General features: G+C 38.0%; 11 protein-coding genes. 3 read left to right on the forward strand and 8 right to left on the reverse strand.

Annotated features, from left to right (window positions below):
* Positions 1–62: 62 nt before the first annotated feature.
* On the reverse strand, positions 63–461 hold the full coding sequence (spxA, locus tag DIZ30_RS04450) for a transcriptional regulator SpxA (RefSeq protein ID WP_002296384.1): 399 nt from the start codon (positions 459–461) through the stop codon (positions 63–65).
* Between the two features lie 764 nt (positions 462–1225).
* On the opposite strand from spxA, the gene DIZ30_RS04455 reads away from it, so the two are divergent.
* A complete protein-coding gene (locus DIZ30_RS04455; protein ID WP_002324233.1) occupies positions 1226–1933 on the forward strand; it encodes an HAD family hydrolase in 708 nt (235 codons plus the stop codon).
* 145 nt (positions 1934–2078) lie between these two features.
* Here the strand turns inward: DIZ30_RS04455 and DIZ30_RS04460 are convergent, their stop codons facing one another.
* The 4 genes from DIZ30_RS04460 to DIZ30_RS04475 form a co-directional block, all read right to left on the reverse strand.
* On the reverse strand, positions 2079–5273 hold the full coding sequence (locus tag DIZ30_RS04460; RefSeq protein ID WP_010728073.1) for a DEAD/DEAH box helicase: 3195 nt from the start codon (positions 5271–5273) through the stop codon (positions 2079–2081).
* An 18-nt stretch (positions 5274–5291) separates the two neighbouring features.
* Positions 5292–8420, reverse strand: coding sequence for an AAA family ATPase (locus tag DIZ30_RS04465; RefSeq protein ID WP_002324235.1), 3129 nt, complete (start codon positions 8418–8420; stop codon positions 5292–5294).
* Positions 8421–8426: 6 nt separating this feature from the next.
* Positions 8427–9548, reverse strand: a complete 1122-nt coding sequence (locus tag DIZ30_RS04470) for an exonuclease SbcCD subunit D (RefSeq protein ID WP_002288955.1) — start codon at positions 9546–9548, stop codon at positions 8427–8429.
* A 191-nt stretch (positions 9549–9739) separates the two neighbouring features.
* Positions 9740–10363 (reverse strand): 1-acyl-sn-glycerol-3-phosphate acyltransferase, encoded by a 624-nt coding sequence (locus DIZ30_RS04475; protein WP_002288956.1) that lies wholly within the window; start codon positions 10361–10363, stop codon positions 9740–9742.
* A 128-nt stretch (positions 10364–10491) separates the two neighbouring features.
* On the opposite strand from DIZ30_RS04475, the gene DIZ30_RS04480 reads away from it, so the two are divergent.
* Complete coding sequence (locus DIZ30_RS04480; protein WP_002324237.1) at positions 10492–11226, forward strand: tRNA1(Val) (adenine(37)-N6)-methyltransferase; 735 nt, start codon at positions 10492–10494, stop codon at positions 11224–11226.
* Positions 11216–11500 carry a GIY-YIG nuclease family protein gene (locus DIZ30_RS04485; protein WP_002304776.1) on the forward strand — a complete coding sequence of 95 codons (285 nt, stop codon included), beginning with the start codon at positions 11216–11218 and terminating at the stop codon, positions 11498–11500. Before DIZ30_RS04480 ends, DIZ30_RS04485 begins: the two co-directional genes overlap by 11 nt.
* Positions 11501–11574: 74 nt before the next feature.
* Here DIZ30_RS04485 and DIZ30_RS04490 read toward each other — a convergent pair whose 3' ends face one another.
* From DIZ30_RS04490 to DIZ30_RS13630, 3 genes are all read right to left on the reverse strand, one after another.
* Positions 11575–13458 (reverse strand): acyltransferase family protein, encoded by a 1884-nt coding sequence (locus DIZ30_RS04490; RefSeq protein WP_109023114.1) that lies wholly within the window; start codon positions 13456–13458, stop codon positions 11575–11577.
* 265 nt (positions 13459–13723) lie between these two features.
* Positions 13724–14599, reverse strand: a complete 876-nt coding sequence (locus DIZ30_RS04495; protein ID WP_002293644.1) for a YitT family protein — start codon at positions 14597–14599, stop codon at positions 13724–13726.
* A 108-nt stretch (positions 14600–14707) separates the two neighbouring features.
* On the reverse strand, positions 14708–15575 hold an 868-nt coding region (locus DIZ30_RS13630; RefSeq protein ID WP_305773699.1), incomplete at its 5' end, for an amino acid--tRNA ligase-related protein.

A 15575-nucleotide genomic window follows, 5' to 3' on the forward strand; every position in this document is an offset into this window, starting at 1 on the left:
AAACAAAAAAACTTGGAAAAACTATCTTTGTAATAGTCTTTTCCAAGTTTCGTATTATCCTTCTATAATCCAGCCATCAATTGCGCTTGACGTAATTCTAATTGTCGTACATCGCGCGGTAGGAACCGACGAATTTCATCTTCATTAAAACCAACTTGCAGACGTTTATCATCAATCATGATTGGACGGCGAAGCAATCCAGGATTGTTTTGCACAAGTTCCAATAATTCTTGTAACGGCAGATCATCTAAATCCATGTTCAGTTTTTGGAATACTTTGGAACGTGTCGAGATGATTTCTTCTGTTCCGTCTTCTGTCATTTGTAAAATCGCTTTTAATTCAGAACTGTTCAATGGTTCTGAAAAAATATTACGTTCAACAAATGGAATCTGATGTTCTTGCAACCACGCACGAGCCTTTCTGCAGGAAGTACAACTTGGAGAAGTATATAATGTTAACAACGTGCACCACTCCTTTTCGTGATAAGAATCACTTTTTTGTAACAGAAGATCATAATAATCTCCCATCTGTTTCTATTATACATAATCAACTTTTAAACAGCTACCTTTTTTTCATAATTTTTTTAAAAAAATGAAAGTTATCTAAGGTTAATATACAGTAAAACCAGCATTCTCGCTTTTTTTATCATTTAAAAATTAGAGTTTTCAAATCTAATTCAAATTTTCTAAACATATGAAACAGCGTATAAAACTGTACTATTATTTTATCTCAAAAGCTAAATGAAACCGATTTCTTAAGATTTTTTATGTTTTTTATTTCTTTAATAGTAATGTTTTCTGTCATTTTAAATAATACTGTTCTTTATTATAACGCTTATTTTCTCTGTTATATAAGCGTAGTATTTTAAAGCAATGATTGCTAAATAAAATTTACTATAAACAAATAAATCAAATAACGTTATTTTATGTTTGAATAGTTATATTGAGACTGTATTAAAAAAATAAATCTTTCGAAAATTCCACAGAGATTGCATTAAAATAAATCAATCGACTTCTACCATAATGATTAATTTGTTCATCAAACTTATTGACGTGTTTCACGATTTTTAGTGAAAAAAACTGAAATATAAAAACCTTATTCTGTCAAGGAAATAGAAATATAGTAAGAAAAACCTTTATTTATCAGCTTTTTTAGACAATTTTTTCTGTTACAATAGCCAAGGATTTGTGAAAAAATCAATGAAAACCGAAAGGCGTGTAAAATTTTGATTAAATCAGTTGTGTTTGATGTTGATGATACGATGTATGATCAGCAGCAGCCATTTCGAAACGCGGTCAAAAGAGTCGTTCCGCTTGTTTCAGATGCAGATATGCATCCACTATATATCCGGTTCCGCCATCATAGTGATGAAAACTTCCCAAAAGTAATGGCAGGAGATTGGACACTAGAATATATGCGAGCACATCGGATCAGCCAATCACTAAAAGATTTAGACTACCCTCATATTACGGAAGAAGACGGCCTCTTATTTCAAAAAATTTACGAGGAAGAACTTGATAATATCTGCTTGCATGAGGAGGTCAAAAAAACCCTCAATTTCTTGAAGGAAAAGAATGTCCCATTAGGAATTATCACAAATGGGCCGACTGACCATCAGACAAAAAAACTGAAGCAACTTCAATTGAACAATTGGATTCCTTCCCGCAATATGCTCATTTCTCAAGCAACAGGTTTCCAAAAACCAGAAAAAGAGATTTTTCAGCTGGCTGAGAAAGAATTTCATATGCTTCCAGAAGAGACCTTATACGTTGGCGATAATTACGACAATGATGTTCTAGGTGCAAAAAGTGCTAACTGGCAAGCGCTTTGGTTCAACCATCGAGAACGCAAAATTGAACAGACTCCAATTTGCGATATCGAGATTTCTTCTTTTGATCAGCTGTTAGAGACAATGAAGACAATCTTTGTATAACCTTTAAAAATAGAAATAAAAAAATGATAGCAAGGAAGCTGGGATAAAATGGAATCCCAGCCTCCTTGCTATTTTTTAAATCAAATAAACAATCGCTTCTTTAGAAAGACTTTCTTACCCATTACTGAACGCTTTTTCGAGTCTCTTACTCCTCGATTTCTCCTACACTTAAAATCATGCGGATGTCTTCTTCAGTCAGTTTCGTCAACTGTTCTTCATTACCTTGGATCACTTTTTGGAACAGTTCGCGTTTTTCTTGCTGGAGTGAATCCATCCGTTCCTCAATCGTTCCTTCAGAGATCATACGCCACACTTCTACCACATTTTTTTGTCCGATCCGATGTGCACGTCCAGCAGCTTGTTCTTCAATGGCAGGATTCCACCAAAGGTCATACAAGATGACCGTATCTGCTCCCGTGAGATTCAATCCAGTTCCCCCAGCCTTTAAGGAAATCAGAAAAACATCTTTTTCGCCAGCATTAAATGCGTCTACCATACTTAACCGATCTTGTGGTTTCGTACTGCCTCTTAAATAAAATGTCGAGATCCCTAGCTCGGCTAACTCTTCTTGCAAGATAGTCAGCATCCCTGTAAATTGAGAAAACAGCAAAACTCTTCGTTTGTTCTCTTTGGCAGCTACCAGTAGATCTTTTACTTGTTCGAGCTTGCCGGAACCGCCTTGGTAATCTTCAATAAACAGACGAGGATCGCAGCAAATTTGTCGCAGTCTTGTCAGACCAGCAAGTATCCCGATCCGGTTTTTCTTGAATGCTTCAGAATCCATTGATGTGATTTCTTCACGCATTTGACGCAAGTAAGCTAAATAAACAGTTTTTTGTTCTTCTGTAAGTGCAGAATATAGATTCATCTCTGTTTTTTCCGGCAAGTCTTTCAACACAGTTTGTTTATCTCGCCGTAAAATAAACGGTCGAATCATTTGCGCAATTTCTTCTGCGGCAAGTTCCCTGAATTTTGTTTTAGTCGGGAAAAATCCTGGCATAATCGTTGCAAACAATGACCACAATTCTTCTAAATTATTCTCGATTGGTGTCCCACTCAGTGCAAACCGCTGAGGTACAGCTAATTCTCTCAATGCTTGTGCAGTTTTCGTACTGCTATTTTTGACCATTTGTGCCTCATCAAGAATCAAATAATCAATTTTTTGCGACTGATAATTAGCTAGATCCTGTCTTAAGCTGGCATAAGAAGTCACTCGGATATCTGTGTCTTTAGCCAGTAATTCTTCACGTTCTTTTTTATTCCCATTGATTACTTGGATACTTAAAGAAGGGGCGAATTTTCTCACCTCTGCCTGCCAGTTGTAAATTAAGCTCGCAGGCGCTACGATCAAAGCAGAGAAGCTTTTCCGTTCTTCTTTTTCCGAAAGTAAAAAGGCAATTGTCTGTAGTGTTTTCCCAAGTCCCATTTCATCGGCTAAAATACCGCCAAACTGATAATGACCTAACATCTTCAACCATCGAAAACCTTGCTTTTGATAATCTCTCATCGTTGCATTCAATCCTTTGGGAAGCTGTGCCTGGTATCTTTCTGGATGAATGAGATCTTGTACCATCGTTTGGAACGATTCACTAAAAGTAGCATTGCTTTTTTCCAATTGATTTTGAATGATCAATCCTTGATTTTTAGGTACATGGATCGTTCCTTCTTCTGTACGTATCGATTCCCGTAATTGTTGCAACACTTGGCTTGTTTGTTGAAATTCTTCTGAATCAAAAGAAAGAACCTGACCATTTTCTAATGTATAAAAAGCATCATTTCTCAGCAAGCTTTGCAGGACATGATCGATTTCTTGCTCCTCTATCCCTGTCACATCAAATCGAATATCGAGCCATGAACCGGTCTCGGTTACTTCGATTTTCGGTTGATGTTTATGCGCATCTAAATACAACTCTCGCAATTTTCTTCCAAGTCTGACTTCACCAAACTGACGGAAGACAGATAGTTCTGTGCGGAAAAAGGCATATAGTTCTTCCCCGCTTGGCAATGGACGTTCATAACCAGTTTCATTTTTCTGGTAGCGATACATTCTGAATAGATCAAGTACTCGTTTCTCTTCTACTGTGTCACGTAACACCTGAAAAGTCTGATCTGTCGAGACCTCATGCTTCGGGTCAGTCGAATAGATGACTTCGCCATAGACGAAATCGACTCGAGCTTGGATTTTTCCTTTTGCTTTTCGGAAAAAGAAAATAAATTCGACGGGGATATCTGCTACTTCCTCTTCTACTGCAGGGGCAATAGCTACGTCGCCGATCTCTGAAAGCAGAGGGATAATCTCTTTAAACAAAGACGGTAATTCTTTTTTCTTGAACACTACTTCTGGTTTCTCCAATCGGCGAATCAATTGTTTCCAAGTTTGATAAACCGTTTGTTGATATTTCGTCAGAGAATAAAATGTCCCTTGGATAACTCCCCACTGATAATGCATAAAGAAAAAATCAAAATCATTCAATGCTTGCAGCAAATAATCTTCTCCAAATTTTTCCACTTTGAATGATAAAGGTTTGTTTTGATCGGAAAATTGTATTCCTTGATCGTTTTGTTCATTTATCTGCAGATGCAAACGTGTAGTCTGATTCATCTGCTCTAACAGGAAGCGGGCTTGTTCTACTGGGAGAAGCAGATATCTTTTATCTAGTTTTCCTTTGACTTGTAAGCCGTTCGTACCTAATAATTGATGCGTCTGAGCACTTCCTGCAAGATGCGTGAGTATTTTTTGATCTTCTTTTTGAAACGCCCGTTTATCTAGACGAAACTGGTACTGTTTATTAACAGTGTAAGTTTCTTTTTCTGCGTAAGCTTGTAAAAAATCATAGATGTTTTTTACGATATATGTTTTTTTCGGTGATGCCAATGAACCGATACGCAAGTAAAGTGCCAAAATAGAAAGCTCTGGGTGATACTGATTAGTCTCAATCGTTTCTACTTGGTATTCAATAATCAAAGGTTGCACCGCTTGAGGATTGTTTTGTGTTTTTAGACGAGAAAAACCTTTTGCAATGATTTCTCCCTCACTTGTTGCTTTTACCGGTTCTAGCATTGGCTGGTCTTTTTTCATGATACGAGATAGATTTTTCGACCGTAAATAAAGTTCCACAGCAACTGTATGCTTACAATATTTATGTTCCTCCCAATAAGGACATTGGCAGTAATCTATCTCTTTTGCTGTACCATCCAAATCAACCATATACAATTCACTGCCCAAGACTTCTGCATGCCACACGTTTTCTTCTTGGTCAGGGACAACCGATAACACTCGGCCTTCTTGCAAGTATTGACGTCCACGTGCAATGACTTTTTCTGGAATACTCCATTTCATAGTTACCAATCTCCCTTTTTATCCAAGTTGATAGCGTATTTTGCTTTGTCCGCTACCTTCTGTATCAATTCTTATTTGTTGTAATACTCGTTCTTTCAATTCTCTTACATGACTAATGATGCCGATCATTCTTCCTTCACTTTCGATCGTTTCTAAAGCTTCCATTGCCATTTCCAAAGCTTCTTCATCTAATGACCCAAATCCTTCATCAATAAACAATGCATCGATTGCTACACCACCAGCTTGTGTCTGGATCACATCGGCAAGAGCTAATGCTAAAGAAAGTGCTGCAATAAAACTCTCACCGCCAGACAGGGTATGCGCACTTCGAGACATACCTGCCTGATCATCATAGATATTGATTTCTAATCCGGTTTTCCCTCGATAACTGCCAATGGTATCCGCTAGCTCAAATTGATAACGATTTTTCGTTAAACGTTGGAGATGATCATTTGCTACTTGTAACACTTCTTGAAGATAAACCTGAAGCACATACCGTTCCAAACTAGTCTTCTTAGGATTTTCTCCGTTGAATGTTTGCGAAAGCTGCTGTAATTGCGTAAGCTCATCTAATTTCGTCTGGCTTGTGTGATAAATCGAAAGACATTCATCGTAGATTTTTTGATTACTAATTTTTTGTTCTTGTAAACCGTATATCTTTTCTTGCTTTATTTCGATCATACGTCTTATCTCTTCTAACTGTTGGCTAATCTCTTCTGTATCTGGGAATGTCTCAGTTAGCTGGATATTTTCTAATTGACGCAGTCGGTCAGCTGTCACTAATTGCTCTTCATGATAAGAAGTAACTGTACGTTGGTTTTCTTTATATTGTGCTTGCTGTTGTGCAAATGCACAGATTTCTTCAATTGTTGAAAAATACGACTGGCTTTCTAACTTTTTAGCTATTCTTTCTTGTTCCTTTTCTATTTTTTCATCTATTTTTTCTATTTGTTCATGTTGAAGATCAAGCTGTGTCCGAAGCGTATGAAGATCTTGCAACAATTGCACTCCTGCTTTCTGCTCAACAGCTAGTTGATTCGAGTCTTCTTCTAACTGTTTTTCAAGTCGTCGTATCTCCTCTTCTAAACAGTTACTATCCGTATCTTGCAATTGTTGTTCTAAACTTTTGATTTCTCCTTGCAGTTGCTGGAGCTGATTATTTTTTTCTGTCTGCTGCTGTTTGTAGACAGCTAATTGTTGTTCGAGCTTTTCTGCTTGTTGTCTTATTTCTTCCAGCTCTATTCTTGCATTGGCCATCTTGCTTTTTCGTCTATCTAAAGATTGTTCGATTACTACAAGAGCTGTTTTTGTTTTTTGTTCTGTTATCTCAGGAAATGCCTTTTTCAAAGCCTGTTGCAAGTGTTCTTCTTGTTCAGCCAATTGTATATTCGTTGCCATGATTTTTTGTTCTAAATCTGATAATTGTTGTTGAAGATTATTTTCATGTGCTTCACTTTTGGCAATGATTTGCTGAGTTCTTTCTACAGCAGACTCAGCTTCTGCCAGTTGTTGTTCTACTTTTAAGATATCTTCCTTATTTGGCTGTTCGTGTTTTGATTGTTGTATGGGGTGTTCCGTTGATCCACAAACAAGACATGGCTCCCCTGGACGCAAAAAAAGCTGAAGACGAGCAATTTGCTGCTTTGCCCATTGGCTTTTCAGCTGTTCTGCTTGTTCTGTCTGTTCTTTCAATAGCTGACTATTTTTTATTATTTCTTCAGTTGCTTTTTTGAGTTCTTCTCTTATCTGTGCGAGCGACCCAGTGTCTTTTGCTTTTTGTTTTTCTATTTCTTGCTGCTTTTCATCTAGATATTTTAACTGTCCAAAAGCAAGACGATCTTCTTGCAGTTTTTCCTGATCCAGTAAATTTTCTTGAAGAATTCGAGTTCTTTCCTGATAGATAGCGAGATTTTGATACAGCTTCTCGGCATTCAATTCTTCTTTATCCAATGAAATTGTTAATTGTTCTGCGTCTTGTTTTTTACTACGTAAGGATTCGACAATTGGCACCATCATCTGTTTGTTTTGCAGTTTTTGAGCAGCTTCTTTGATTTTTGTTTGTCGGCGTACGCGGTTTGCTTCATTTTTTTGCCACTCTTCATAATTCTGCGTAGTCATCGCTAGTTTCTTTGTTTGCTCACTACTTTTTTGTGACAGTTCTATTTTTTCAGCTTTTATTTCTTGTAGGCGCTGGATTGGTTCGACTAATCGTTGCGTAAATTCATAATACCCAATCCATCGTTTCTTTTCCTCTATTTCGTCTTTTTGAGCAGCTAATTCCTTTTGCTTGTTTATTAATATCGTTTTTTCTTCATAACTTTTTTTCAAGCTTTCAAAACGATAGTAGGAATTTTCTAGTTGCTTTTGTTTTTCCTGAAGTTCCGTTAGAGCTTCTTTTTCTTCCGTGATTTGTTTTTCGAGTATTGCCTGATGGTTTGTCCATTGGGCTAAAACGGCTTCAAACCCTGCTGCTGGTTCCTCTTCTTTGACTAAAACAAACCTTTTTTGCAGAAGATGCAGCTCTTGCTCTAAATGATCCAATTTTTGTTGCTGTTGTTTTGCTTTTTCTTTTAATCGCTCATTGAACTGTTGGAAAAATTGAGTACCGAATAAATGACGTAAAACAGTCTCTTTATCACTGCTTGATGAAACCAAAAAATTACGGAATTCTCCTTGGGGTAGTAAAACGATTTGAGAAAACTGTTTCGCATCGAGATTCATCAGTTCTCTGATCAACTGATCTGCTTCTGTACGTTTTGTGATTTGTTTTATTTCTTTTCCTTTCCCATCAAAAATGGTCAACGTTACTTTGGCTGCCTGTTTTTTTGTTCCGTTTCCTTTTCGTTTTGCTAAAACTTGTTCTGGTTTTCGTTCGATTTCATAGCTCATCTGCTGATGTTCAAAAGAAAAAGTCACGCTTGTTTCTTCGTCTGGTGTAGCAAACAAAGAACGCATCTCTTTTCCAGAGCGAAGTCTTCCGGAAGTTTCACCAAAAAGTGCGAAGGTGATCCCATCAAAAATCGTCGTTTTGCCAGCTCCTGTCTTCCCGCTGATCAAAAAAAGCGGTGCTTCTGTCAAACGTGAAAAATCTACGGTCTCATTGATAAAAGGACCAAAATTTTTAAGTTGTAATTTTTTCGGTTTCATTCTTGATCATTCCATTTCCATGATTTCTTGCAACGTTTCTCCGAGCCATTTTTCTTGGTTTGCAGTTAGCTGCTCTTCCGTCATTTCACTAAAAAATGCTTCTGCTAATTTTTGAGGATCTTTCATTTCTAGTACTTTTCGTTTGCGCTTTGTTTGTTCTGCTCGACCGTTTGCCCGTTCAATCCCCAAAATACGAGGATATATTTGCCGAAGCTGGTTCATCATATTCGGGATGATCGTTCTATCAGTGAGATAGATATAGATGTAATTCTCCCGATTGACGGACTGATAAAAGGCAGGATCCAGCAATTCTTTGAAACTCGCTGTTATTTCTTCAATATCATGCAGGGGTTCGATCTCCCTAAAATTCAACTCCAGGCCTGTTGTCAGGTCAACGATCCATACGCCTTTTTTTTGGTTGATCTCAGATAAAGAGAATTTCAATGGGGAACCGCTATAGCGAGCATTATCCTGTCTCAAAGCAGCTTGATTATGCAAATGTCCTAGTGCTACATAATCAAACGGTGTAAGTAGTTCACCAGGGATCGAATCCAACCCGCCTACTTCGATTTTCGTTTCCGAATCAGATTTTACACTTCCCATTACAAAAAAATGGCTAATCAATACTTGTTTTTTTTCTGAATCAAATAGCTCCTGCATTTTATCTATCACCTTGGCTACCGCTTGCTTGATCGTTCGGATATTGTCATCTTCAAAATATAATCTCGCTGCAATTGGTTCAAAGTAAGGAAGAAAGAAAAATTGTACGTTTTTAAACTCGACTGGTTCAAATGCTTCTGCTAGCTGTGTTCGCAAAAAATAGTTCGAATAACTGAACCATGGCGTACCCGCTGAAAGTCTCGTACTGCTATCGTGATTTCCTGATATAGCAAAAATCGGGATCTTTTCCTTTAAATTCCAATCGACCATCAATTCATTGTATAATTCTACGGCATCAACAGCTGGGACACTCCTATCATATAAGTCTCCGGCAATCACGATTGCCTCTACTTTTTCTTCTTTCGCGATATCTAGTATAGAAGATAGTACATGACGCTGGTCTTCAATCAAGTCATAACCTTGTAGTTTTTTTCCGATATGCCAATCGGCTGTATGTAAAAAACGCATTCAATCACCTCAAAAAATGTCCTTCTAATTATTATAACACTTTGATCCATTACATGACACCTGTCTTCTATTTTACATATTGGAACGCAAAAAGAGGGCAGACTTGACGTCTCTCCCTCGTTTTCATTGAAAAAGTCTGAACTGAACAGGACAGTAGATTCAAAAGACCGCCCACGCATAAACTTATCATTTTATTTTTTTTTGACTTCATATTTGAAATCAGGGTTCACTTCTTTGTCCAATTTGTCAAAAGCTGCTTGTGTTCGTCGTTCGATCTCCGCCATACCTTCTTTATCCGTTTTCTTGATATCTGATAAGTCGATTGGTTCGCCGAAACGCACTGTCACTCTCTGACGCTTGAACAGATCCCCAAGTGTCAACGGACCTTGATATACAGCTGGCACGATTTTCGCTTTAGACATTCTGGAAATCAATGCCATTCCGCCTTTAAGTTCTGTAGCATGTCTTGTCCCACTGGGAAACATGATCAAACTCAAATTTGTCGATTTCAAAATCTTTACAGGTGTTTTAATGACGCTTGGTCCTGGATTTTCTCTTTTAACTGGAAAAGCATTGGATCGAGTTAATATAAATCGCAGAACTGGATTTTTGAACAGTTCTTCTTTTGCCATAAAGCTGAATTCCTTGGGTGCTGCAGCTACCGCCAGATATAATGGGTCCCACCAAGTACGATGGGGAGCAACTAGTATGTAATTCTCATCTTGCGGTAAAACTTCTTTATTCTCATAGCGGGCATTTCCATTAACTAAGGCTAATAGTACTCGAACTACCCCGCGCATAAATCGATAAAACATAGTCTCTTCCTTTCCCTTCTTATGGTCATAGTATGCATAAAAAATAGAGGTTTGACAAGCCACCTTGGTTCTTTTTAATAAAAATAGTATAATACAGACGACTATTTTTTTCATTTTGGAGGGAATCCATGCTTCACGAAGACGAACGAATCGACCAATTATACGCAGAAGATATCAAGATTATCCAAAGTTCCAAAGTGTTTTCTTTTTCTTTAGATGCTGTGCTGCTTGCTCACTTTTCCCGTGTACCTAAAAAAGGGAAGATTGTTGACCTTTGTGCAGGAAATGGCGCAGTTGGACTTTTTTTAAGTAAACGAACCCAGGCGGCTATCGACGCTATCGAACTTCAACCTCGTCTAGCAGACATGGCAAGACGTAGTATCGCGCTTAACCATTTAAATGAACAAATGACCGTCCACACCATCGATCTGAAAGACAGCTTATCTGTCGTTCGACATAATTCTTGTGACTTAGTCGTCTGTAATCCACCTTATTTCAAAGGGCTGCCAACAAATAAAACGAACCCTAATAAACACCTGGCAATCGCCCGTCATGAGATCCATACGACGTTAGAAGAAGTGATCGACATTTCAAGTAAGCTACTAAAAACAAATGGACGCTTTACTATGGTCCATCGTCCTGATCGGTTCTTAGAAATCATTCAGGTCATGGAATACTATCGAATTGCACCTAAAAGGATCCAATTTGTTTACCCAAAACCTGGAAAAGAGGCAAATATTTTGTTAGTTGAAGGAATCAAAGAAGGCAAATTAGACGGATTCAAAGTCGCTCCACCATTGATCACTTACAATATGGATGGAGAATACACTGCAGAGATTCGTGAGATGCTCTATGGCAAATGAACATTATTTTTACGTATTATTCTGTAAAGATCAGACATTTTATGGTGGATATACAACCGATCTTTCTAGACGATTAGAGGAACATAACAATGGTACTGGTGCTAAATATACTCGTCTTCAAAAAAGAAGACCTGTTAAGATGATCCATGCAGAAGTATTTTCTTCAAGAAGCGAAGCAACAAAAGCAGAAGCTGCATTCAAAAAACTCACCCGAAAACAAAAAGAACGTTATTTACAGACACACTCAACCGTTTTGCTTCCTGAATCTATATGAATGTTAAAAGCACGATAAATATAAAAAAACTTCAGGCAAAAACAAATGTTTTTGCCTGAAGTTTTTTGTAGCTATCATTCTGTCACGTTTGTCTCACTGCTGTTCGTACTTGAACTTCCTCCTAGCAAGGCTTCGCTGACTAAGTGAATGTAATGTGTCATCCCTTCAGGATTTGGATGGACTTGATCATCATAAAACCAGTCACTATGGTCATTACTGTAGCTGTACCAATCAATCAGCGTCATATTGTCGTATTTTTTCGTCATCTGTTCAAGCATCGCATTCACGTCATTTTGCCAGCGCTTCGTCGGTACTCGGACATTGACCCAGTATACTTTTCGATCACCGATTGCATCCATCACACTATCAAACTGAGCTTCCGAGAATGAGCCATTCGTTCCTAGTCCAATCAGAACAGTGTCTTTCAACAAATCTTGTTCCTTTAATTTTTCAATGTACGGTACACTGGCATATAATTGTCGTCCGACATCTCCATCTACCACTACTTTTGGATAAAGTTCTTGTAGATCCGTTGCAGCATCCAACATAACTGAATCACCAAATGCCGTTAGTTCTAATTTTTGTGCCTTATTCCCTTGTGCCTTGGACAACTCGTACTTATCAAGGATCGCTTGGTCAACCGAACTAGTGGTGTTTTCTGAATTGTTTCTGGTTTCTTCTGCTAATTTTTTACTTTCAGCGATTTTTGCCTGCAGTTGTTTTTGATCGGCTGTTACAGCGTTTTTCGGTGCCGTAACGAAACCAACGAGTGCAATTGCTACAAGTAATGTGCCTGGAACAACCCATGGTTTGCTCTTACTGATGATCGGTTTGCTGAACCATCCTTTCATCACTTGAAATGTACGACCATAATCAAAACGTGCTAGCGGACGCTCCACATATCGATAAGAAAGTTCACTGATGATTAGAATCAATGTGATTTCCACTAAAGTATGCAACAAAACATGATCGGCAATATCAGTCACCTTTGCTTCATAAAAAATCATAACTGGAAACTGATACAGATAAATGCCATAGCTTCGTTTGCCAATCCAAGTAAATACTGGATTTGTCAGCCATCGATTCAAACTTGCTCCGGGGTGTGCTGTCACTGCAACTAGCACTACGCATAACAGACTCACTAGGAGCATTCCTCCGTAATAGATGAAATTGTAATGATCATCTAAAAAGAAGAAGCAAAGAATCAGTGCCAAAAGCGAGATTCCTCCAGCGATATTCAGAATATTTTTCGCTTGTTTCGGGATGTTTTTCTTTAAACGCGTACTTGGCCAAACAAACGCAAGCGCACTTCCCAACCATATAGAAAACAGACGAGTGTCGGTACCGTAATAAACACGGGTTGGATCGCCTCCTGGTGTATACAAGATCATCATCAAGATGGCGGAGAGGAAGGATATACCTAACACAGTATAAAAGATCCATTTTCTTTTACGAACAAATACCATCAACAATACAAACAAAATCGGCCAAACCAAATAGTTTTGACCTTCTACTGCTAAAGACCAGATATGCGTAAACGGTGACTCATTAGCAAATCGATCGAAATAAGATAAACCGTTATTGATTTGCCACCAGTTGTTGACATACAGTAAGCTGCTGACCACAACTCCTCGAAGATTGTTTAACAGCCCTCGCTGAAACAAAGTGATATAAGCCGAAGCTGTCACAAGCATAAAAACAAGTGCCGGATAGAGTCTCTTCATTCTTCTGACATAAAATTGCCAAATATTGATTTTTCCATTTTGTTCCCATTCCTGCCGCAGCAGATCCGTGATCAAATAACCAGATACGACGAAAAAAATCGGAACGCCCAAATAGCCGCCTTTCATACTAGTTGGCAGAAGGTGATAGAAGATAACACCCACCACAGCTAATGAACGGAGCCCATCAAACCCAGTGATGTAGCGGCTGTTTTTTAACCTTTTTTGTTTTTCCATTCAATATTCCAACTTTTCATAAACTTTTTTCATTCGTAATATACGGGTATTAAGTGAAAATAGCAAGTAGAATCGTGTCCTTTCTCTACTATTTTTTTCTATCATCCCATAAATTTAAAAAAATAAACATGCTTTTTTTCAACTTTAAGAAAATTTCAAATAAAAAAGCAGTTTTTCTTTGCTGATTCTACTATGGTAGAAAAAAACTGCAGACAAACGAACGTCTGTCTACAGCAGTATTTCATGAATTTTTGTCAAACTCGATCTAAATGCCATCCTCATAGAAACGACCAAGTATCTGGACGTTTTCTGCAATACTTACAAAAGCTTGTGGATCAGAAGCTTTCATTGCTTCTCTAAGTAGAGGCAGTTCGTATCGTGTAACGATCGTCATCAATACTGTCTGCTTATCATGCTTATAAGCACCTTCTGCTTCATTGATGATCGTGATCCCTCTACGCATACAGTTTTGGATTTCATTTACTACTTTTTCTGGATGTTTCGTTACGATCATTACCTGCATCTTCTTTTGTTTAGTATAAACGACATCAGTTACTTTTCCACTGACGAAAATAGACAACGTACTGTAAAACATATATTGCCAGCCAAATAGAATTCCGGCAACAAAAACGATCAATGCATTGAAGTAGATCGAAATAGAACCAATCGACTTTCCTGTTTTTTTACGAATCGTGATACTCACGATATCTAGACCGCCCGATGATAGGCCGTTTCTCAACGCTAGCCCAATACCTAGTCCCATCACAGCCCCCCCAAACAACGCACAGATGATTGGATCGGTAGATAGGACTGTTTCCGGTAAAATATGGATACAAAGGGAGGTCAAAGTGACTGTGATAAAAGTGAAAATTGTAAACTTCTTCCCGATTTTTAACCACGCCAATACAAACAAAGGTATATTCAGTAAATACAAAGTTGTTGATACCGGTACTTCGAATCCTATCAGTGATTTTGACAAAGTCGTCAAAATCTGAGCTAGACCAGTAATACCACTTGAATAAATATGTCCTGGCTGATAAAAGAAATTCAATGCGACTGATGCGATCAACGCATAAACGATAGATACCGAAAGCTTGGTCGTGTAATCATGATAAGCCCAATTTTCGAATGTTTTTTTCATGGAAAAGCCCCGCTTTATATGTTATGGCTTCATTATAAAGTGTTTTTCAATTAAATCAAGGTTGTCAAAAGAAGCGTATTCGACAAATCCTTTTTACCTTTTTATCGGCTATTCTTCTATATTCGTTACATCAATATTCAATTCGAACAATTGTAAAGGCGAAACCATACTTGGTGCATCACTCATCACATCTGCTGCTTTTCCGTTTTTAGGAAAGGCAATGACTTCACGAATATTATCTTCTCCGGCTAATAACATTGCAAAACGGTCCAATCCTAATGCAATACCGCCATGTGGAGGGAATCCGTAATCTAAAGCTGTTAACAAGAAACCAAATTGTTCTTCCATTTGTTCTTTTGTAAAGCCTAGAGTTTCTAGTACTTTTTCTTGAAGCTCACGAGTATGAATACGGATAGAACCTCCGCCTAGTTCATAACCGTTCAAGACGATATCATAAGCTTCTGCATAGACTTTTGCAGGGTCTTCAGCCAATAACGGGATATCTTCTTCTTTTGGCATCGTGAATGGATGGTGAGCAGAGACATATCGACCTTCTTCTTCTGAAAATTCAAATTGTGGCCAATCAGTTACCCATAAGAAATTGAATTTCGATTCATCAATTAGTCCTAATTCTTTTCCTAAACGTGTCCGGATAGCACCTAATGCAGCAGCGACGATTTCACTTTTATCTGCGCCAAACATCAGCAAGTCACCTGGTTTTGCATCTGTTGCTTTAATGATTGCTTCTGTTGCTTCTCCCATGAATTTAGCAATTGGACCTTTCAATCCGTCTTCTTCTACTTTCAGCCATGCAAGCCCCTTAGCTCCGAATTGTCCTACATATTGACCTAACTGATCCATGTCTTTTCGTGAGTAGCGATCTGCAGCGCCTTTAGCATTCAATGCTTTCACGACACCGCCGTTTTCAAGAGCCATTTGGAAGACTTTGAATTCTACTTCTTTGACTGTATCGCTT

The sequence above is a fragment of the Enterococcus sp. H57 genome (genome assembly GCF_003112495.1).
In the GTDB taxonomy this organism is placed as follows: domain Bacteria; phylum Bacillota; class Bacilli; order Lactobacillales; family Enterococcaceae; genus Enterococcus_B; species Enterococcus_B faecium.

What these genes read in the sequence shown, in the direction of transcription:
- DIZ30_RS04490 (WP_109023114.1), bottom strand. Translation starts at nt 13,458, where the DNA reads ATGGAAAAACAAAAAAGGTTAAAAAACAGCCGCTACATCACTGGGTTT.
- DIZ30_RS04470 (WP_002288955.1), bottom strand. Translation starts at nt 9,548, where the DNA reads ATGCGTTTTTTACATACAGCCGATTGGCATATCGGAAAAAAACTACAA.
- DIZ30_RS04460 (WP_010728073.1), bottom strand. Translation starts at nt 5,273, where the DNA reads ATGAAATGGAGTATTCCAGAAAAAGTCATTGCACGTGGACGTCAATAC.
- DIZ30_RS04485 (WP_002304776.1), top strand. Translation starts at nt 11,216, where the DNA reads ATGGCAAATGAACATTATTTTTACGTATTATTCTGTAAAGATCAGACA.
- DIZ30_RS04495 (WP_002293644.1), bottom strand. Translation starts at nt 14,599, where the DNA reads ATGAAAAAAACATTCGAAAATTGGGCTTATCATGATTACACGACCAAG.
- DIZ30_RS04480 (WP_002324237.1), top strand. Translation starts at nt 10,492, where the DNA reads ATGCTTCACGAAGACGAACGAATCGACCAATTATACGCAGAAGATATC.
- DIZ30_RS04465 (WP_002324235.1), bottom strand. Translation starts at nt 8,420, where the DNA reads ATGAAACCGAAAAAATTACAACTTAAAAATTTTGGTCCTTTTATCAAT.
- DIZ30_RS04475 (WP_002288956.1), bottom strand. Translation starts at nt 10,363, where the DNA reads ATGTTTTATCGATTTATGCGCGGGGTAGTTCGAGTACTATTAGCCTTA.